Annotated in this window: 17 protein-coding genes; 10 read left to right on the top strand and 7 right to left on the bottom strand. The window is 73.7% G+C overall.

Annotated features, from left to right (window positions below):
• Positions 1-64: 64 nt before the first annotated feature.
• From treZ to AB0G84_RS26640, 5 genes are all read left to right on the top strand, one after another.
• Entirely contained in the window at positions 65-1,849 is a 1,785-nt protein-coding gene (gene treZ, locus AB0G84_RS26660) for a malto-oligosyltrehalose trehalohydrolase (protein ID WP_361325736.1), read from the top strand.
• A gap of 122 nt (positions 1,850-1,971) precedes the next feature.
• On the top strand, positions 1,972-3,567 hold the full coding sequence (locus AB0G84_RS26655) for a PucR family transcriptional regulator (RefSeq protein WP_361325733.1): 1,596 nt from the start codon (positions 1,972-1,974) through the stop codon (positions 3,565-3,567).
• A gap of 113 nt (positions 3,568-3,680) precedes the next feature.
• The gene (locus AB0G84_RS26650; RefSeq protein ID WP_361325811.1) at positions 3,681-4,586 is read left to right on the top strand and encodes a metallophosphoesterase; all 906 of its coding nucleotides are present in this window, start codon (positions 3,681-3,683) and stop codon (positions 4,584-4,586) included.
• The gene (locus tag AB0G84_RS26645; RefSeq protein ID WP_361325730.1) at positions 4,583-5,242 is read left to right on the top strand and encodes a 4'-phosphopantetheinyl transferase superfamily protein; all 660 of its coding nucleotides are present in this window, start codon (positions 4,583-4,585) and stop codon (positions 5,240-5,242) included. Before AB0G84_RS26650 ends, AB0G84_RS26645 begins: the two co-directional genes overlap by 4 nt.
• Positions 5,243-5,588: 346 nt before the next feature.
• Positions 5,589-6,866, top strand: a complete 1,278-nt coding sequence (locus tag AB0G84_RS26640) for an NPCBM/NEW2 domain-containing protein (RefSeq protein ID WP_361325727.1) — start codon at positions 5,589-5,591, stop codon at positions 6,864-6,866.
• Positions 6,867-7,138: 272 nt separating this feature from the next.
• Here the strand turns inward: AB0G84_RS26640 and AB0G84_RS26635 are convergent, their stop codons facing one another.
• On the bottom strand, positions 7,139-7,576 hold the full coding sequence (locus tag AB0G84_RS26635) for an Lrp/AsnC family transcriptional regulator (protein ID WP_361325724.1): 438 nt from the start codon (positions 7,574-7,576) through the stop codon (positions 7,139-7,141).
• 180 nt (positions 7,577-7,756) lie between these two features.
• On the opposite strand from AB0G84_RS26635, the gene AB0G84_RS26630 reads away from it, so the two are divergent.
• The gene (locus tag AB0G84_RS26630; RefSeq protein WP_361325808.1) at positions 7,757-9,022 is read left to right on the top strand and encodes an ArgE/DapE family deacylase; all 1,266 of its coding nucleotides are present in this window, start codon (positions 7,757-7,759) and stop codon (positions 9,020-9,022) included.
• Positions 9,023-9,166: 144 nt separating this feature from the next.
• The gene (locus AB0G84_RS26625) at positions 9,167-10,594 is read left to right on the top strand and encodes an amino acid permease (RefSeq protein ID WP_361325721.1); all 1,428 of its coding nucleotides are present in this window, start codon (positions 9,167-9,169) and stop codon (positions 10,592-10,594) included.
• A gap of 126 nt (positions 10,595-10,720) precedes the next feature.
• On the opposite strand, the gene msrB is transcribed toward AB0G84_RS26625, so the two are convergent.
• The 4 genes from msrB to AB0G84_RS26605 form a co-directional block, all read right to left on the bottom strand.
• Positions 10,721-11,128 carry a peptide-methionine (R)-S-oxide reductase MsrB gene (msrB, locus tag AB0G84_RS26620; protein ID WP_361325718.1) on the bottom strand — a complete coding sequence of 136 codons (408 nt, stop codon included), beginning with the start codon at positions 11,126-11,128 and terminating at the stop codon, positions 10,721-10,723.
• 17 nt (positions 11,129-11,145) lie between these two features.
• Entirely contained in the window at positions 11,146-12,543 is a 1,398-nt protein-coding gene (gene murC, locus AB0G84_RS26615; protein ID WP_361325715.1) for a UDP-N-acetylmuramate--L-alanine ligase, read from the bottom strand.
• A gap of 170 nt (positions 12,544-12,713) precedes the next feature.
• The gene (locus tag AB0G84_RS26610; RefSeq protein WP_361325712.1) at positions 12,714-13,346 is read right to left on the bottom strand and encodes a response regulator transcription factor; all 633 of its coding nucleotides are present in this window, start codon (positions 13,344-13,346) and stop codon (positions 12,714-12,716) included.
• A complete protein-coding gene (locus tag AB0G84_RS26605) occupies positions 13,343-14,575 on the bottom strand; it encodes a sensor histidine kinase (RefSeq protein WP_361325709.1) in 1,233 nt (410 codons plus the stop codon). Before AB0G84_RS26605 ends, AB0G84_RS26610 begins: the two co-directional genes overlap by 4 nt.
• Before the next feature lie 184 nt (positions 14,576-14,759).
• On the opposite strand from AB0G84_RS26605, the gene AB0G84_RS26600 reads away from it, so the two are divergent.
• On the top strand, positions 14,760-15,854 hold the full coding sequence (locus AB0G84_RS26600) for an ABC transporter permease (protein WP_361325805.1): 1,095 nt from the start codon (positions 14,760-14,762) through the stop codon (positions 15,852-15,854).
• Positions 15,851-16,606, top strand: a complete 756-nt coding sequence (locus tag AB0G84_RS26595; protein ID WP_361325706.1) for an ABC transporter ATP-binding protein — start codon at positions 15,851-15,853, stop codon at positions 16,604-16,606. Before AB0G84_RS26600 ends, AB0G84_RS26595 begins: the two co-directional genes overlap by 4 nt.
• On the opposite strand, the gene AB0G84_RS26590 is transcribed toward AB0G84_RS26595, so the two are convergent.
• Positions 16,551-17,048 (bottom strand): indole-3-glycerol phosphate synthase, encoded by a 498-nt coding sequence (locus AB0G84_RS26590; RefSeq protein WP_361325703.1) that lies wholly within the window; start codon positions 17,046-17,048, stop codon positions 16,551-16,553. The two genes, AB0G84_RS26595 and AB0G84_RS26590, sit on opposite strands and share 56 nt — an antisense overlap.
• A gap of 139 nt (positions 17,049-17,187) precedes the next feature.
• Positions 17,188-18,012 (bottom strand): pyrimidine reductase family protein, encoded by an 825-nt coding sequence (locus AB0G84_RS26585; RefSeq protein ID WP_361325700.1) that lies wholly within the window; start codon positions 18,010-18,012, stop codon positions 17,188-17,190.
• Between the two features lie 106 nt (positions 18,013-18,118).
• Here AB0G84_RS26585 and zapE point away from each other — a divergent pair, with 106 nt between their 5' ends.
• The gene (zapE, locus tag AB0G84_RS26580) at positions 18,119-19,204 is read left to right on the top strand and encodes a cell division protein ZapE (RefSeq protein ID WP_361325802.1); all 1,086 of its coding nucleotides are present in this window, start codon (positions 18,119-18,121) and stop codon (positions 19,202-19,204) included.
• Positions 19,205-19,234 lie beyond the last annotated feature (30 nt).

The raw sequence follows: 19,234 nt of genomic DNA, 5'->3' as shown, positions 1-19,234 counted from the left end.
CGGGCTGTCGGGCGGGGCGTGGGCATGCTTGGGTCGACGGGACCGCGAACGAAAGGGGACGGCCGTGCTGTTCGAGGTGTGGGCGCCGCGCGCCGGACAGGTCGCCCTGCAGTGGGCGGGTGACCGTGCCGGTGCGCCCCCGATTCCGATGGAGCGGGACGACGAACGGGCCGGCTGGTGGCGCGCCGAGGCCCCGGCCGTCGACGGCGACCGCTACGCCTTCCGGCTCGACGGCGGTCCGCCGCTGCCCGATCCGCGGGCGGCCCGGTTGCCGGACGGCCCCGGCGGGCCCGCCGCGGTCGTCGAGCACGACCGGTTCGGCTGGCGGCACCCGTGGGCGGGCCGGCCGCTGCCCGGCGCGGTCCTCTACGAGCTGCACCTCGGCACCTACACCCCGGAGGGCACCTTCGACGCCGCGGCCGGCCGGCTGCGCCACCTCGTCGACCTGGGCATCACCCATGTCGAGCTGATGCCGGTCTGCCCGTTCCCCGGCACCCATGGGTGGGGCTACGACGGGATCGCCCCCTGGGCCGTGCACGAGCCGTACGGCGGGCCGGAAGGCCTCAAGCGGTTCGTGGACGCGGCGCACGGCCTGGGGCTGGGGGTGGTCCTCGACGTGGTGCACAACCACCTCGGCCCGTCCGGCAACCCGCTGCCGGCGTTCGGGCCGTACTTCACCGACACCCACCGCACGCCGTGGGGCGCCGCGGTCAACCTCGACGCCCCGGGCTCGGACGAGGTGCGCGGCTACTTCATCGGCAGCGCGCTGGCCTGGCTGCGCGACTACCGGCTCGACGGGCTGCGGCTGGACGCGGTGCACGCGCTGCACGACGACCGTTCGCCGCACTTCCTCGCCAAGCTCTCCGCCGCGGTGGACGGGCTGTCCGCCCGGCTGGGCCGGCGGCTGTTCCTGATCGCGGAGTCCGACCTCAACGACCCGCGCACCACCCTGCCCCGGGAGCGCGGCGGCCAGGGCCTGCACGCCCAGTGGAACGACGACTTCCACCACGCCCTGCACACCGCGCTGACCGGTGAATCCCAGGGCTACTACGCCGACTTCGCACAGGCCCCGCTGGCCGCCCTCGCCAAGACGCTGACCGGCGGGTTCTTCCACGACGGCACCTTCTCCACCTTCCGCGGGCGGGCGCACGGCGCACCGCTCGACCTGCACACCACGCCCGCGTACCGGCTGCTGGCCTACGCCCAGACGCACGACCAGGTCGGCAACCGGGCGCTCGGCGACCGGCTCGCCGCGCACCTGCCCGCCGGGCTGCTCGCCTGCGCCGCCGCGCTGGTGCTGTGCGCCCCGTTCACCCCGATGCTCTTCATGGGCGAGGAGTGGGCGGCGACCACGCCCTGGCAGTACTTCACCGACCACACGGACCCGGAGCTGGCGGAGGCGGTACGGGCCGGCCGGCGGCGCGAGTTCGCCGCGCACGACTGGGCGGGCGAGAGCGCCGAGTGGCCCGACCCGCAGGACCCGGCCACCCGGGACCGCTGTGTGCTGGACTGGAGCGAGCCGGTCCTCGAACCGCACACCTCGCTGCTGGCCTGGCACCGCACGCTGCTGACGCTCCGCCATGAGCTGCCGGCGCTGACCGACCCGGACCCCCGCCACACCGAGGTGGCCTTCGACGAGGACGCCCGCTGGCTGCTGCTGCGCCGTGGACCGGTGCGGGTGGCGGTTAACCTCGGGCGGTCGACGGCGGCCGTCCCGGTCGCGGACGGGCCGGCGGGGACGGCGGGGCCGGCGCTCCAGGTGCTGGCGGGCTGGCCGGAGGCCCGGCTGCCCGGTGCGGACGGCGTACTGCGGCTGCCACCGGAGTCGGTGGTGGTGCTGGGCCCCTGAGGACCGTCCGGTGGTCTGGCGGGCGCGCCCGCACCCGGCAGCACCCCACCGCACCTGCCGCACACCGCCGTCCGGCCTCGCCCGACCGTCCATCCCCCGCCCTTGTGATGGACACTATGTCCATGCCGCTGCGCCTCTCCGATCTGCTGGCCCGCTCCGACCTCGGTCTGTCGGTCGCCTACGACGTGCCGCCGCCGCTGCTGGCCCGCACGATCGAGGCGGCGACCGTCTCGGACCTGCTGACGCCGGGCAAGTGGCTGCAGGGCGGCGAACTGCTGATGACCATCGGCCTGTTGCTGCCGAGGGAGCGGGCCGGCTGCCGGGCGTACGTCCGGGACGTCGCCGAGGGCGGCGCGGCGTGTCTGGCGCTGGGGTTGGGGCAGGGGCTGCCGTACCAGGAGGCGCCGCGGCCCCTGGTGGCAGCGGCCGAGGAGGCGGGGCTGCCGCTGCTGACGGTGCCCGACGAGGTGCCGTTCATCGCCGTCACCAAGGCGGTCTTCGACGCCCGGGCCGGTGAACAGCGCGCGGCGCTGCACCGGGCCTTCGCCACCCAGCGCCGGCTGACCGCGGCCGCTGCGGCGGACGGTCTGCGGCCGATGCTGGCGGAGTGGACGGCCGCTACCGGCGTGGGCGCCGCGGTGCTGGACCCGCTGGGCCGGCTGCTCGCCGCGGGCGGGCCGGAGCCGCGGACGCCGCTGGCGCAGGCGCGGGACCTGATCGACCGGGTGGCGGCGCGCGGGCTGCGCGGCAGCGCGTCCAGTGCGGCCGGCGGGCAGCAGCTGGAGGTCCAGCCGCTGGGCGCCCGTCGGCTGCGCGGCCTGCTGCTGCTCACCGGCCGGGTGGACGACGCCGCCCGATCGGTCGTCCCCGGCCTGGTCTCCCTGCTCTCCCTCGAACTGGAGCGCCGCCACCTGCGCGATGAGCCGGAGCGCCGCCGCAGGTCGGCGCTGCTCTCCGAGCTGCTGGCCGAGGAGGACCCGACGGCCGACCGAGCCCGGGACCTGCTGCTCGCGGCGGGGCTGACGGCCGAGCGGGTGCGCGGCGTGGTGGTGGAGCCGGGGGCCGGGGACGGCGGCGCCGAGGACGCCGCTGCGCAGGAGGTGGCCGCCGATCTGGCGCTGGCGATGCCCGGTGGCCTGGTGCGGGTCACGCCCACGGCACCGGGCGGCACGCCCGGCGGGCTCATCGAGGCGGTGGTCGGCGAGGACCTGGACATCCGCGATGTGCTCGCCCGCTTCGCCCCCGGCTGCCCGGCCGGCATCGGCCCGGCCACCGCCCCCGAAGCGGTGCGGGTGTCGGTGCGTCAGGCGACCGGTCTGCTCGCCGTCAGCCGGTCCGGCGGGGAGCCGGCCGAGGCCCGGCAGAGCCCCGCCAGCCGGCTGCTGCTCGGCCTCGGCGACCCCCGTACGCTGCACGGCTACGCCGACGCCGTGCTCGGCCCGCTCGACCTGGCGGACCACGGCGAGGAGTTGATCACCACGCTGGCCGCCTGGCTGGAGTCCGGCGGCGCCTGGGACGCCACCAGCCGGCGGTTGGGCGTCCACCGGCACACCGTGCGCAACCGCCTGGACCGGGCCATGGACCTCACCGGCCGCCGCCTCGACGACCCCGACGACCGCTTCGACCTGTGGCTGGCCACCCGTATCCGCCGCGGCGGCGCCGCGACCGGGGCGGCCGGTGGGCCGCCCGCGCCGCCGCCGGCACGACCAGCCCGGTGACGGACGTTCCGTACCGCGAGCCCGCGCTTCACTCTCACCCGCGCACCGTCTTTACTGCGAAGGTGACTTACGAGATCCGCACCCTCCCGCCCGGCTCCACCGCCCCCGCCCCCGTGCCCGTCGCCCCCGCACCCGGCTCGGCACCCGGTGGCGGCCGGGGCACCTTGGTGGCCGTCAGCGATCTGCATGTGCGCTACAAAGAGAACCGTGACATCGTCGAGCGGCTCAAACCGGAGTCCGACGACGACTGGCTGCTGGTGGCCGGTGACATCGGTGAGTACGTCTCCGACATCCGCTGGGTGCTCTCCCTGCTCAGCAGCCGGTTCGCCAAGGTGGTGTGGGTACCGGGCAACCACGAGCTGTGGACGCCGGCGGACGACCCGGTGCAGCTGCGCGGAGTGGCACGCTATGAGCATCTGGTGCAGATCTGCCGGGAGTTGGGCGTGCTCACCCCCGAGGACCCCTATCCGGTCTGGGAGGGCGTCGGCGGCCCGGCCGTCATCGCACCGCTCTTCCTCCTCTACGACTACACCTTCCGGCTGCCGGGTCTGCACACCAAGGAGGCCGCGCTCGCCAACGCCGAGAAGGCGGGTGTGGTGTGCACCGACGAGTTCCATCTGCACCCGGACCCCTATCCGACCCGGGAGGCCTGGTGCCGGGCGCGGGTGGAGGCCACCGAGGCCCGGCTCGCCGCCCTGCCGGAGGACCTGCCGACCGTCCTGATCAACCACTGGCCGGTGGTGCGCGAGCCCACCGACCCGCTGTGGTACCCGGAGTTCGCCCTGTGGTGCGGTACGGAGGCCACCGCCGACTGGCCGCGCCGGTTCCGTGCCGCCACCGTGGTCTACGGCCATCTGCACATTCCCCGGCTGCTGATCTGCGACGGCGTCCCCCACCAGGAGGTGTCGCTCGGCTATCCGCGGGAGTGGCAGCGCCGCCAGGCCACGCCGGGCCGCCCGGTACGGATCCTCCCCGCACCGGCCGCCGTCACCTCCGGGGCCTCCGGGGCCCAGGCATGATCGACAAGTTGCTGCCCGCGCCGGTCGTCACGGCCGAGGCCTTCCAGGACGCACCGCTGTCGGAGATGTTCCCCGAGGAGCGCGCGCTGGTGGCCGACGCCGTGCCCAAGCGCCAGCTGGAGTTCGGCACCGTACGCGGCTGCGCCCGCCAGGCACTGTCCCGGCTGGGCATCGCCCCCGCACCGCTGCTCCCGGGCCGTGACCGGGCGCCGCAGTGGCCGGACGGCGTGGTCGGCGCGATGACGCACTGCGCCGGCTACCGTGCCGTGGCGGTGGCCCGCCGGCGGGACGTGCTGACCGTCGGACTGGACGCGGAGCCCAATGAGCCGATCGAGGACCCGGGCGTCGTCGACCTCGTCACGCTCCCCGAGGAGCGCGCCCAGCTCCGCGGCCTGACTGCGCTTCAGCCCGACATCAGCTGGGAGCGGCTGGTCTTCAGCGCCAAGGAATCGGTCTACAAGGCGTGGTACCCGCTCACCCGGCGCTGGCTGGGCTTCGAGGAGGCCCTCCTCACCCTCGACCCCACCAACGCCACCTTCACCGCCCGCCTCCTCGTCCCCGGCCCCGTCGTCGACGGCACCGAGGTCACCGAGTTCACCGGGGGCTGGCTGGTCGAGGCGGGGCTGGTGGTGACGGGCATCGCCGTACCGGCGTGAGGCGGCGGGGCCCGGACGAGCCGCGGGGGACCACGGGGGGGGGACCGCGGTACCGGGCCCCCTTCCGTGGCCCCTTCCGCCACCGCCGGCCCGCCGGGATCGGGCGGCCCTCGTGCTGGCGGGCGGCCCTCGTGGGGTCGGGCCGCCCTAGTGTTATCCGCCTCGCCACACAAGGCGTCAGCGGCCGCCGGAGCATGGCAAGATCACATCTCGCGGATGTCCTGCCACGTCACGCCGCATCACCATCCGTTTCTTCCGGGCCGGTCGGAGGCGACGACGGGCCGGCCGCCGGAGCCGTCCACGCCCCCATCCATCGTCAGGACGCTGAAGGGTCGGTAGCCCACTCATGCAAGAGCACTTCGACACCGTCGGTGGGACAGCACCGTCCGATACCGAACTGGTGCGGCGCATCCGTGCGGCGGCCCGGCCCGGCGGCCGGCCGCCGGCCGATCCCTCGGGCGCGCCGGCCCCGGGCAGCGCGGCCGAGGAAGCCCTCAACGAGTTCCACCGCCGGCACTACGCCGCCGTACTGGCCTACGCCCGTGACTGCTGCCGGTCCTCCCAGGCCGCGGCGGATCTGGCGGCCGAGGCCATCGCCGGCGTCCTGCACTCCCCCGGCCCGGGAGAGGGCCCCGATGCGGCCTGGCGGGACGCCCTGCTGACGGCGGTACGCCACACCGCCGATGCCTGGCATCACAGTTCCCGACGCACCGAGCTGCACGACGACTTCCCGTCCTGGCTGGCCGCCCAACCCGGGGAGGGACCCGGCTCCTCCGAGGCCGGAGGGACCTCCGCCTCCACCGACGGCGACCGGACGGCCGCCGTATGGCCCGTGGGGTCGGCCCCGTCCGCCGAGGAGCGCCGGGACCGCCCCTCGCGTCTCTCACCGGCGCGCCTCGTCGTGCTCGCCGTCGCCGTCGCCGCCCTGGCCGGCGCTGCCATATCCGTCGGCCCCCTGCTCGGCCGGGGAGACCACGACGACTCGACCGCCCGCACCGCACGGTCCGGCCTCCCGTCGGCCCCCACTCCGAACCAGCCGCCGACGGCTTCCCGCAGCAGCTCGGCGAGCGCCTCCAGCTCCGCGTCGAGCACACCGGACGCCACCCGCACCCCCGCGTCGAAGCGGCCGAGTCCCCGGCCCTCGTCACCGAAGAAGTCCTCCCGCCCCACGCATCAGGGCCCCAAGAGCAGGCCCTCGCCCGCCCGCACCACCCCGTTGAGCGCCCGGCCGTTCATCTCCAGTGCGAACGGCTGGGGTCAGGTGATGGTCGATCGCAGCACGTACGGCAATCCCCTCAGCATCCAGGGCGTCCAGTACCCCGACGGCCTGGGGGTCCACGCCTCCAGCGAGGTCACCTACCAACTCGACGGCAGCTGCTCCGCCCTCGGCGTGGACGTGGGCATCGACGACGAGGTGGGCGCGAACGGCTCCGTGGTGTTCCAGATCTTCCGGGACGGCAGCAAGGCCGCCGACAGCGGACTGGTGACGGTCGGCCAACCCGCCCAGCGCCTCACCGCCGACCTGACCGGCGCCACCACACTGCGGCTGGTGGTCACCGACGGCGGCAACGGCAACAACTCCGACCACGCCGTCTGGGGCGCGCCCCGCATCACGTGCCGGTGAGGTGACGCCGACCGGCGCCGCCCCGCCCCGCGACGACGAAGAGTCCCGCTTGGAGTCCGGCCTTGACCGCCTCCTGGACGGCATCGCGGCCGGACTGAACACCCCTCGGAAACCACACCAGGCGCAACTCAGGTGCTGCCGGGCCGCTTTCCCGGCAGCGCAGCACCGACGCTCAGCCCACGTCAGGGCTCAGCCGCAGCGAGAGCGAGGCTCCGACCGAGGACCTCGCCCGTGGCCGGACGTGTGGGTTCCCCTGGCAGGGCCGCAGCCGCTCACAGCCGGGGCCTGTCGAGCAGGCGGGACAGCACGATCACGCTCTCGGTGCGGTCGATGACGGGGGCCTCACGGAGCCGCTGAATGGCCTGCTCCAGGTGCGCGATGTCCCGGGCGAGCATGTGCAGCATCGCATCCGCAGCACCGGAGACGGTGCACGCCTCGACGACCTCCGGGATCCCCTCCAGGGCCCGCTGCAGTTCGGCGGGGGTGGGATTGCCCTTGCAGTACACCTCGACGAAGGCCTCGGTCCGCCAGCCCAGCGCCTGGGTGTCGATGAGGGCGGTGAACCCGCGGATCGCCCCCGTGGCAACGAGGCGGTCGAGCCGCCGCTTGGCCGCCGGCGCGGAGAGCCCGGCCGCTTCACCGATCTCGGCATAGGTACTCCGCGCGTTCCGCAGCACGCAGCGGATGATCTCTTCGTCGATGGCGTCCACGCCGTTACCTCCGCGGGAGGAGCACGCACTGCGCCGCAAGAAAACGCCACAGCAGCTTAAATTGAGCAAGAAAACGAGCTCAGCAGACAAGTTATAGCAATTGATTGCGCCAATGGCCCGAACATAGCATCCGGACCCATCCGCTCAGCCGCGATGTGTCGGGAGTGACCATTGACCGCAGTGCTCAGTGCCGAGGAGTCCGCCGCTCTGGCGGCGATCGATGAGGCCGCCCTCGCCCGGATGCTCCTGGAACTGCTCGCGATCCCCAGCGTGACCGGGAGCGCCGCCGAGTCCGACCTACAGCACCGCTTGGCGCGACATCTGGACCGGCTCGGTCTCGACGTCGATCTGTGGTCCATGGACCTGCCCACGCTGCGTGCCCAGCCCGGCTTTCCCGGCACCGAGGCACCGCGCGACGAAGCGTGGGGGCTGGTGGCGACCACGTCGGACGGCGGTGACGGACCGGCCATGATCCTTCAGGGGCACGTCGACGTCGTACCGCCCGGCGACCTCCGGCAGTGGGACGGCGACCCCTTCGTCCCGCGCGTGGCCGGGAACGTCGTCCATGCCCGTGGCGCCTGCGACATGAAAGCCGGACTGGTCGCCAACCTCGCCGCCCTGGCGGCGATCCGCGCGAGCGGGGCCAGGCTGCGCGGCCGGGTGGCTGCCCACTGCGTGGTCGGCGAAGAGGACGGCGGGCTCGGCGCCTTCGCCACCCTCCAACGCGGACACACCGGTGACGCCTGCCTCATCACCGAACCGACCGGCGGCACGCTGGTGACCGCGAACGCCGGAGCGCTGACCTTCCGCATCGAGGTCCCGGGCCGGGCCACGCACGCGAGCACCCGCGACGCCGGCGTCAGCGCCATCGACGCATACCTGCCGCTCCATCGGGCGCTGGCCCGACTGGAAGCCCGGCGCAACACAGCGGCCGACCCGTTGATGGCGGAGTACAGGATCCCCTACGCGCTCTCCGTCGGCACGCTCCGCGCGGGTGACTGGGCGAGCAGCGTGCCGGACCGCCTCGTCGCCGAGGGCAGGCTGGGCGTCCGGCTCGGCGAGGATCCGGCCGAGGCGGTGGCCGACTTCGAGAGCTGCGTGGCCGAGGCGTGCGCGGACGATCCGTGGCTGCGCGCTCACCCGGCGACCGTGAGCTGGCCCGGCGGCCGGTTCGCGAGCGGCCGGCTGCCGAGCGGCCATCCGCTCGGGGCTCTGGTCCGGGACGCACACGCCGACGCGGTCGGCGGGCCGCGGCTGCGCGAGCGCGGCGCGCCCTACGGAAGCGACCTGCGTCTGTACGCCGCCGCGGACATCCCCACCTTGCAGTTCGGGCCCGGCGACGTGCGCCTGGCGCACAGCCCCGGGGAGCAGGTCTCGCTACCCGAGATCGTCGCGGTGACCCGCACCCTCGTACTCGCCGTACTGCGCACCGTCGGCACCGCATAGGACGCACAACACACCTGCCCAGAGCAGGTGTTGGGGCCATCTCCCTCGGGCGGGACGGTGGCCGCGAGAGGGCCGGCGGAGTCGGCCGCACCGGAGCAGGACCGGCACGTGGAGCATCGAGCCGTGGAGCGAAAGGGCACCACCATGACCTCAGCGAAGACCGCACCACCCCGTCTCGGCGGCGACGCCGACGCGGAAGCGCCCGACGAGGGCTACCGACGGGGACTCAGCGCCCGTCAGATCCAAATGATGGCCATCGGAGGCGCGATCGGCACCGGGCTCTTCTACGGCTCCAGCACCGGTATCGCCGAGGTCGGGCCGAGCCTGGTGGCGTGTTACGCCGCTGCGGGCATCGTCATCTTCTTCGTCATGCGGGCGCTGGGGGAACTCCTCACCTACCGCCCCACGTCAGGCAGTTTCGCGGACTACGCACGCGAGTTCTGCGGCCCGTTCGCGGGCTTCATCACCGGCTGGTCGTACTGGGCCGCATGGGTCGCCGCGTGCATGGCCGAGGTGACCGCGGCCGGCCACTACATCGCCTACTGGTGGCCCGCCGTCCCGGTCTGGGCCACGGCCGCGGGGGCCCTGACCGTGCTGTTCGTGGCGAACCTGGTCTCCGTCACGCTCTTCGGCGAGCTGGAGTTCTGGTTCGCCACCATCAAGGTCGTGGCGATCACCGCCCTGATCGTGATCGGCGTCGGCGTACTGACCTTCGGCTTCTCCTCCCTCGGGCAGGACGCCTCGGTCCGGCACCTGTGGGCCGACGGCGGCTTCGCGCCACACGGTGCCTGGAAGACCATGGCCGCCATGCAGGGCGTCGTCTTCGCCTACCTGGGCATCGAGCTCATCGGCCTCACCGCCGGCGAGGCGGAGAACCCCAAGCAGACGCTCCGCAAGGCGATCAACACCCTTCCGGTCCGTATCGCCGTCTTCTACATCGGCGCGCTGATCATCCTGCTCTCCGTCCTCAGCTGGACCCGGTACACCCCCGGGGTCAGCCCCTTCGTCCAGGTCCTCGCCCAGGTCGGCATCCCCGGGGCCGCCGGGATCATGAACTTCGTCGTCCTCACCGCCGCCCTGTCCTCCTGCAACTCCGGCATCTACTCCGCCAGCCGGATGGTCCGCGGACTGGCCGTCAACGGCGAGGCCCCCAAAGCCATGAGGAACCTCACCAGCCGCCACCTCCCGCTGCCCGCACTGGTGCTGTCCACCCTCGTCATGGGCATCGGCGTCGTCGTCAACGTCGTCTCCCCGGACAAGGCGTTCGTCTACGTCACCTCGGTCAGCGCCTGCGCCGGCCTGTGGACCTGGGCCGTGATCCTCATCGCGCACCTGCGCTACCGGTCCAAGGCACGCGCCGGGCTCCTGCCCGCCGTTGACTTCCGGATGCCCGGCGCCCCGGTCACCAACTGGATCGCCCTCGCCGCGCTGGTCTTCGTGGTCGTGCTGATGGCCACCTCCAGCGACACCCGCCTCGGACTGTACGTATGGGCCGTGTGGTGCACGATTCTCACGATCGGCTACCAAGCCACCAAGCGGCGCGCCCCGCAGCCGGCTCCCGCCCGCCGATAGGGACGGGGGGAGGCGGCCCTGCCCCACCCGCGGTGGCTACCGGCGGGCGGTTTCCGCAAGGGCAAGGGGCGGAACCCCACGACTTCGCGAGTTACCGGATGCGCAGAACGCTGGCGAACCCGCCCCTCACCCCTCGTCCGGAACCAAGCGCAACGAGATCGAGTTGATGCAGTACCGCTGGTCCGTAGGGGTCGGATAGCCCTCCCCCTCGAAGACGTGCCCGAGATGCGAGCCACATCGCGCACACCGCACTTCCGTGCGCACCATCCCGTGGGAACGGTCGGCCACCAGCTCCACCGCGTCGGAGTCCTTGGGGTCGTAGAAGGACGGCCAGCCGCAGTGGCTCTCGAACTTGGTGTCGGAGCGGAAGAGTTCGGCGCCGCAGGCGCGGCAGGAGTAGACGCCGGCGGTCTTGGTGTCGGTGTATTCACCGACGAAGGCGGGTTCGGTGCCGGCCTGGCGGAGTACCTGGTACTCCGCGGGGCTCAGCTCGGCGCGCCACTGCTCGTCGGGCTTGTCGATCTCGTACGGCATGGGGGTGCCTCCTCAGCTCAGCGGCCCAGGCGGGCCAGGATGGCGGGGCCGAGGTCGGTCACATCGCCCGCGCCCATGGTGAGAACAAGGTCACCGGGCCGGACCATTCCGGCGAGCACGTCCGGGACGGCGGCCTGGTCGCTCTCGGGGGTGACCTCGGCGCCGGCGGCGCGGGCGGCGTCGATGATCAGGGCACTGGTGACGCCCGGGATCGGGTCCTCGCGGGCCGGGTAGATGTCCAGCACAACGGAAGCGTCGGCGAGGGCCAGCGCCTGGCCCATCTCGGTGCCCAGCTCCTGGGTGCGGGAGAACAGGTGCGGCTGGAAGACCACCAGTACGCGGGCGTCCTCCGCGGCGCCGCGGATGGCCTCCAGGTCGGCGGTCATCTCCGTGGGGTGGTGGGCGTAGGAGTCGATGACCTGGACGCCGGCCGCCTCGCCCTTGAGCTGGAGGCGGCGCTTGACGCCGGTGTACTTGCCGAGCGCGGAGGCGAGGTTGTGCGGCGGCAGGTCCACGGCGACCCCGGCGGCCAGCGCGGCGACGGCGTTGCTCGCGTAGTGCCGGCCGGGGACGGAGACGGTGAAGGTGAGGATCTTGCCGCTGGTGAGCGTGACCGTGACATCGCTGGTCAGGCCGCGGGGGGTGACCTTGAGGATGCGGACGTCGGCGTCCTTGGCCTCGCCGTAGGTGACGATCTCGATGTCGTAGCGGCCGGAGATCCGGGCAGTCAGCTCGCGGGCGCCGGGGTGGTCGGCGGAGATCACCAGGGTGCCGCCGGGACGGATCCGGCCGACGAAGGTCTCGAAGGACTCGTAGATCTCGTCCATCGAGGCGTAGTTGGCGTGGTGGTCCAGCTCGACGTTGAGGACGATGGCGACCTCGGGGGCGTACTTGTGGAAGCTGCGGTCGCTCTCGTCGGCTTCGGCGACGAAGATCTCGCCGACGCCGTGCTCGGCGTTGGAGCCCGGGGCGTCCAGGTCACCGCCGATGGCGTACGAGGGCTTCAGGCCGAGGGCGCCGAGGGAGACGGCGAGCATGGAGGTGGTGGTCGTCTTGCCGTGGGTGCCCGCCACCGCGATGGGGCGCAGGCCCTCCATGAGGGAGGCGAGGGCGTCGGAGCGGTGCACGACCGGGATGCCGCGCTCGTGGGCGGCGGCCAGCTCGGGGTTGTCCTGGCGGATCGCGGAGGAGACCACCACGCTGGTGGCGTCCGCGGCGAGGTGCTCGGCGGCGTGCCCGATGTGGACGGTGGCGCCCTGGTCGCGCAGGGCCTGGGCGGTCGCGGAGTCCTTGGCGTCGCTGCCCGCCACCCGGGCGCCGCGCTGCGCGAGGATCTTGGCGATGCCCGACATGCCGGCTCCACCGATGCCGATGAAGTGCGGCCGGTCCATCGAGGCTGGGATGGCGGGTGCCATGGTGCGTCTCCCTGATCGTCGATCATCGCGAGCGGTGGCGCGGGTCGTACGGCCGCGCCGGTCGTGCTGTCGATGATTCTCGCACCCGGCACCGACAGCGCCGGGCCACGGCTCGATTCCACGGGCCGCCGGGCCGTCCCTGTGCCCTCCCCGTCCGCCGGTGGGCCGGCTCAGCGACGGATCAGCCCCCGGGCGGTTGCGGCGGCGACCGCGGACGTACGGGAGTCCACCCCCAGCTTGGCGTAGATGTGGACAAGGTGGGATTTGACGGTCGCCTGGCTCAGGAAGAGCCGCTTGCTGATCGCGGCGTTGGAAAGGCCGTCGGCGACGAGCTGGAGGACCTCGGTCTCGCGCCGGGAGAGCGCGGTGGCCGGGGCCCGCATCCGGTCCATCAGGCGCAGCGCGATGGTCGGCGCCAGCGCGGACTTGCCGGCGGCGGCGGTGCGCACCGCGGCGGCCAGTTCCTCCGGCGGGGCGTCCTTGAGCAGGTAGCCGGTGGCGCCGGCCTCGATCGCGGCGAGGATGTCGGCGTCGGTGTCGTACGTGGTCAGGACCAGCACGCGCGGGGCGCCGGAGCGGGCGGTGATCGCGGCGGTGGCCTCGGAGCCCAGCATCCCGCCGAACTGGAGGTCCATGAGCACCACGTCCGGTGCGTGCGCGGCGGCCAGCTCGACGGCGCCCTCGGCGGTGGCGACATCGGCAACCACCGCGAAGTCCGGCTCGGTCTCCAGGACGGCGCGCAGCCCGGCGCGGACGACGGGGTGGTCGTCGGCGAGCAGCAACCGGATGGGGGTGTCGGTCATGGGGCGGTCTCCGGGACGGCCGGCGCTGCGGCACAGGGCAGGGTGACGGCGACGGCGGTGCCCTCCCCGGGGCCGGACTCCACGGCGAGGGTGCCCTGGAGTGCCCGGGCCCGGGCCCGCATCGCGGCGAGGCCGAAGCCGCCGCCGGCGGGCGCGGAGCCCGGTGCGGGCACCTCGGCCGGTACGAAGCCGGTGCCGTCGTCGACGACGTCCAGGGCGACCTCGGTGTCCATGTAGCTGAGGGTCAGCTCGACGCGGGCGGCACCGGCGTGCTGGACGGTGTTGGCGAGCGCGGACTGGGCGATCCGCAGCAGGGCCACCTCGTGCGGGGTGGGCAGGGCGGTGGGCGCGCCGGAGACCTGGCAGTGCACGGCGAGGCCGGAGGTGCGGGCGGTGCTGGCGCACAACCGCTCCAGCGCGGCGGGCAGTGACCCCGACTCCAGGTCGGGCGGGCTGAGGGCCCGGACGAAGCGGCGCGCCTCGGCGAGGTTGTCGACGGCGGCCGTCCGGGCCTGCCGGACGTGTCCCAGCGCCGGCCCGGGCCGCTCGGGCAGGGCGCGCTCGGCGGCCCGCAGCAGCAGCTGGATGCTGGACAGGCCCTGGGCGAGGGTGTCGTGGATCTCGCGGGCCAGCCGTTCCCGCTCGGCCAGCACCCCGGCGGCGTGCTCGGCAGCGGCCAGCTCGCTGCGGGCCGCGGTGAGCTCCTCGATGAGGCGGCGACGCTGTTCGCTCTCCCGGTAGAGCGCCTCATAGCCGAGGACAACGGCGACCGCGACGGCGGCGCCGAGGACGGGGCCGAGCGCCATGCCCACGCTGAGGGTGTGGGTGTGCCACCCGAAGCCGGCGATGGCGGCGAGGGTGGTGGCCGCGACGGCGGGCAGCGCCCCGCGCAACGGCAGCAGGTGCATCTGGACGAAGAAGAGCGGGAAGGCCAGCCAGACGCCGTCCGGGGTCAGGGCGAGCAGCACCAGCCAGAGCAGGGCGACGGCGCTCAGCCAGAGGGCGGCGGCACCGGTGGAGGTGCGGAGGCGGGGCAGCCGGGGGCCGGTCACGTACACCGCGAACAGCGCGGCCGCGGCGGCGATCACGGCCGGGGCCGCGGTGGCGTGGTCGGCGACCGCGCGCACGCAGGCCAGTGCCAGCAGTGCGGCCACCATCAGGTGCAGACAGCTGCGCAGGGCCCGCAGGACGGGGGTGAGGGTGTGGGCGGTCTTGGCTTCTTCGGTCACGGCCCCTTCAGGCTAAGGGCCCGCCCCACCTGCGGCATCAATCGAAGGGTTGATGCCGGGGCGCACCCTTCGATGCCGGTGGACCACTCCGCGGCGCGATGCCGCACCCCCGCTCCACGGGCGACGGTGGGGCCAGCCGCCGGGCCAGTGGGGTCCGGCGCCGGATCGGAGGATGGCAGAGCCCGTGTTCGTCGCCTGGAGAGACCTGAGATTCGCCAAGGGGCGGTTCGCCCTGATGGGCACCGTCATCGTGCTGATCACCATGCTGGTGGGGCTGCTGTCGGGCCTCACGGCGGGCCTGGGCCGGGAGAACACCTCGGCGATCACCGCACTCCCCGCCGACCACCTGGTCTTCTCCGCGCCCGCCGGGGACGGCGGCGTCACGTTCGCCGATTCGCGGCTGTCGGAGCGGACCGTACGGGACTGGGCGCGGGTGCCCGGCGTACGGTGGGCCGAGCCGCTGGGGATCGCCACGACGAAGGCCGAGGCGGGCGGGCAGACGGCCGCGGTGTCGGCGTTCGGGGTGCGGCCGGGGTCGCCGTTGGGCCAGGCGGAGCGGGTCGCGGACGGTGCCGTGGTGCTGTCCGCGAAGGCCGCGGCCGAGCTCGGGGCGCACACCGGGGACGCGCTGAAGCTGGGCGGCCGTACGGTGCGCGTCGCGGCGGTATCGGGGGCGGCGATGTACAGCCACACCCCGGTGGTGTGGACGTCGGTCGGCGATTGGCAGGCGCTGTCGGGGGCTACCGGGGCGGGCCGTGCTGCCGCCTCACCCGTGGGCGCCACGGTGCTCGCGCTCTCCACCACCGGGACGGCCGATCTGTCGGCCGCCGACACACGGCTCGGCACCCGCACCGTCACCCCGGACGACGCGCTGGCCGCGATCGGCTCGTACACCGCGGAACACGGCTCGCTGCAGCTGATGCGCGGCTTTCTGTTCGCCATCTCCGCGCTGGTCATCGGCGCCTTCTTCACCGTGTGGACGATCCAGCGCAGCGGCGATGTCGCGGTGCTGAAGGCGCTGGGCGCCTCCACCGGCTCGCTGCTGCGCGATGCGCTAGGCCAGGCCGTCGTCCTGCTGGCGCTCGGTACTGGCCTGGGCACCGCGGTGGCGGCGGGGGTGGGCGCCGCCGTCGGCGGGACGGTGCCGTTCGTGCTCGATGCGTCCACCGTGCTGTTCCCCGCCCTGATCATGATCGCGCTGGGTGCCGTCGGCGCCGCGCTCGCCATCCGCCGCATCACGTCCGTCGACCCGTTGACCGCCCTGGGAAGTGCCCGATGAGCCTGCACCTGACCGATGTCACCCTCACCTACCCCGACGGCGACGCCCGGCTGACCGCGCTGGACGAGGTCTCGCTGTCCGTGCCCGCCGGCTGCCTGACCGCGGTGATCGGGCCGTCCGGGTCCGGGAAGTCCAGCCTGCTCGCGGTGGCCGCGACGCTGATCCGCCCGGACCGCGGGCGGGTGGTGATCGACGGTACGGACACCACGGGGCTGGGCCGCGGCGAACTGACCGCACTGCGCCGTACCACCCTCGGCACGGTCTTCCAGCAGCCGAACCTGCTGCCGTCCCTGACGGCCGCCGAGCAGCTACAGGTGATGGCCCATCTGGACGGCCGCTCACCCCGTAGGGCGCGGGGTCGGGCCAGGGAGCTGCTGGCGGCGGTCGGCCTGGAGGGGCACGCCGACCGGCGGCCGCACCAGCTGTCCGGCGGCCAGCGGCAACGGATCAACATCGCCCGGGCGCTGATGAACGAGCCCGCGGTGCTGCTGGTGGACGAGCCGACCAGCGCCCTGGACCACGAGCGGGGCGCGGCCGTCCTCGACCTGCTGCTGACCCTGACCCATCAGCGGGACACCGCGACGGTGCTGGTCACCCACGACCACACGCACCTGGACTCGGCGGACGACGTCATGGAGGTACGGGACGGGCGGCTCCGCCCGAGGGCGGAGCCGCCCGTCCCTGACGGCCTGGCGATCAGCCCCCGGGCGACTCCTGGGGCTGGTCGTCCGCGGCGTGCGAGAAGAGCTTGAGGACCGGGACGCCGACCTTGTGGCGGGCGCGGGAGGCCCAGTCGCGGTGGAAGAACTCCTCGACGAAGTGCGGGGTGGTCAGCACGATCACCTCGTCCGCGCCGGTCTCGTCGACGACGGACCGCAGCACCTCCATCGGATGGTCCTCGACGACCTGCCCCACGGCCTCGGAGCCCGCCGCGCGCAGCGCCTGCAGGGTGTGCGACAGGGCGAACTCGGCGGGTGCCTCGGCCTGGGCACCGGACGGCTCGCCGCCCTCCCGCACCGCATCGTCGAACTCGCCGAGGGCGACGTCGTCGATGGCCCGCAGCAGCACGTCCTGCTTGCCCCGCGGCTGCATGAGAACGACGAACGAGATCCGGTCATCGCCGTGCAGGGTGGTCACGAACTCCACGTCCGCGGGCGTCAGAGGCTTCTCGATCATCAATACGCTCGTGAACACGACGGACGCCCTTCTTCTCCTAAGGGCACCACAATTGCGCGGCGCCCGACAGAAACCATCCTGCCCCGTCGCCACTCGGGACCTGTGGCTTTTAGTGTGCCCAAACGAAGCCAAGCGGAACAGATGATTCCGCTGAGTGTCAGGACCTGCGGTACCGGGTGAACAGGAACCCTGCCTCCTCCAATACGGACGCCAGCGCGAACCGCTCGGGAACCGGGACGGCCGGCCCGTTCATGACCCTCGGCGCACCGCCCACGGCCACCACCGGAGCCAGCGTCAGACACATCTCGTCCAGCACTCCGGCCGCCGCGAACTGCCCCAGCAACCTCGGCCCGCCCTCGGTCAGCAGCCGGGTGTGGCCCCGTTCGGCCAGCACCGCGACGACCCGCGCCGGGTCAGCACCCAGCCCCTCCCCCGCGAACAGCACCTCGACGCCGGCCGCCCGGGCCGCGGCCACCCGATCGGCCGGGGCGCCCGCACCGGTCACCACCAGGGTCGGGACCAGCGGCTCGGTGAACAGCGGCAGCGAGAAATCCAGCCCGAGGCCGGCGGTGACCACCGCGATGGCCGGGGCCGGTTGCTGGCCGGCGGCGGCCCTGCGAGCGGCGAACGCCTCCCGGGCCCGGGCCGGCCGGTAGCCCTCCTGCCGGACGGTTTCCGCTCCCACCACCACCGCGTCCGCGAGCGCCCGCAGCACCCCGAAGATCCGCATGTCGGCCTCGCTGGACAGCGGCTGGGAGCGGCCCTCATGATGGGCCGCGCCATCCATCGAGGACACCATGTTGGCGCGCAGCCATCCGGGACGCCCGGCCCGCACCGGATCGCCGGCCGCCGGGTACGCATAGGCGTCGGCCAGCTCCTCCAGCGTCCACTCCCGGTCGGCGAGGGCGGCCGCCGCCACCTCGGGGTTCGCGGGGTCGGGGGCGGGCGGGGGCGGGACGGGGAGCGGGAACAGGCGTCGCATGGCGGCAGTGTGACATGCCTCGCCCGGCGGACCGGCGGATACCGCCGAGGAGATAGGCTGGACAGCTGTGTCATCTTCCCAGCCCTCCGCTCCGCAGCCCGACCCGATAGCCGGACCGCCGGCCGACGGGGACGACACGGCACCCGCCGCGCTGACCGCCCGCGCCCCGCACGTCCCGGCCGACCGCCTGGTGGCGGAGATGGTGCCGCCCCCGCGCTTCCAGGGCGCCCGCTTCGACACCTACATCCCGGACGCCTCCCAGCCCAGCCAGGCCGAGGCCGTCCAGGTGCTCGGCGACTTCGCCGACGGCGTCGACGCCGGGGCGGGCGCGGGCGGCGGCAAGCGGCGCTGGTTCGCCAGGAAGCCGGCCGCCCCCAAGGGGCCGCGCGGCGTCTATCTGGACGGCGGCTACGGCGTCGGCAAGACCCATCTGCTCGCCTCGCTGTGGCACGCCGCCCCCGCCCCGGCCGAGCAGAAGGCCTTCGGCACCTTCGTCGAGCTGACCAATCTCGTCGGCGCGCTCGGCTTCCAGCAGACCGTCCGTACGCTCGGCGCGCACAAGCTGCTGTGCATTGACGAGTTCGAGCTGGACGACCCCGGCGACACGGTGCTGGTCTCCACCCTCCTCGGCAAGCTGGTGGACGCCGGAGTGGCGCTGGCCGCCACCTCCAACACGCTGCCCGGCAAGCTCGGCGAGGGCCGGTTCGCCGCCGCCGACTTCCTGCGCGAGATCCAGGGCCTGAGCGCCCACTTCCGCCCGCTGCGCATCGACGGCGAGGACTACCGCCACCGCGGCCTGCCCGAGGCTCCGCCCCCGTACGACGACGAGACCGTCACCCGCACCGCGTACCGCACGCCCGGCGCCTCGCTCGACGACTTCCCCTCCCTGCTCGACCACCTGTCGAAGGTCCACCCCAGCCGCTACGGCGCGATGTGCGACGGCATCGAGGCGGTCTGCCTCACCGACGTCCAGGCGGTGCCCGACCAGTCCACCGCGCTGCGGCTGGTGGTCCTCGCGGACCGGCTCTACGACCGCGAGGTGCCGGTGCTGACCTCCGGCAAGCCCTTCGACGAGCTGTTCAGCGAGGAGATGCTGCGCGGCGGCTACCGCAAGAAGTACTTCCGGGCGATCTCCCGGCTGACCGCGCTGGCGCGCGACGCCAAGCCGCTGGCGGAGGGCGGCTCCCGCTAGGGCGTTTCTTTCGGGTCTTCGTGGGCCGGG

Source organism: Streptomyces sp. NPDC020742, assembly GCF_040641675.1.
In the GTDB taxonomy this organism is placed as follows: Bacteria; Actinomycetota; Actinomycetes; order Streptomycetales; family Streptomycetaceae; genus Streptomyces.
Note: the sequence above shows the minus strand (reverse complement) of the source record. Positions and strands in the feature narration are given on the sequence as shown.

What these genes read in the sequence shown, in the direction of transcription:
- AB0G84_RS26655 (WP_361325733.1), top strand. Translation starts at nt 1,972, where the DNA reads ATGCCGCTGCGCCTCTCCGATCTGCTGGCCCGCTCCGACCTCGGTCTG.
- AB0G84_RS26645 (WP_361325730.1), top strand. Translation starts at nt 4,583, where the DNA reads ATGATCGACAAGTTGCTGCCCGCGCCGGTCGTCACGGCCGAGGCCTTC.
- AB0G84_RS26640 (WP_361325727.1), top strand. Translation starts at nt 5,589, where the DNA reads ATGCAAGAGCACTTCGACACCGTCGGTGGGACAGCACCGTCCGATACC.
- AB0G84_RS26625 (WP_361325721.1), top strand. Translation starts at nt 9,167, where the DNA reads ATGACCTCAGCGAAGACCGCACCACCCCGTCTCGGCGGCGACGCCGAC.
- msrB (WP_361325718.1), bottom strand. Translation starts at nt 11,128, where the DNA reads ATGCCGTACGAGATCGACAAGCCCGACGAGCAGTGGCGCGCCGAGCTG.
- murC (WP_361325715.1), bottom strand. Translation starts at nt 12,543, where the DNA reads ATGGCACCCGCCATCCCAGCCTCGATGGACCGGCCGCACTTCATCGGC.
- AB0G84_RS26610 (WP_361325712.1), bottom strand. Translation starts at nt 13,346, where the DNA reads ATGACCGACACCCCCATCCGGTTGCTGCTCGCCGACGACCACCCCGTC.
- AB0G84_RS26595 (WP_361325706.1), top strand. Translation starts at nt 15,851, where the DNA reads ATGAGCCTGCACCTGACCGATGTCACCCTCACCTACCCCGACGGCGAC.
- AB0G84_RS26585 (WP_361325700.1), bottom strand. Translation starts at nt 18,012, where the DNA reads ATGCGACGCCTGTTCCCGCTCCCCGTCCCGCCCCCGCCCGCCCCCGAC.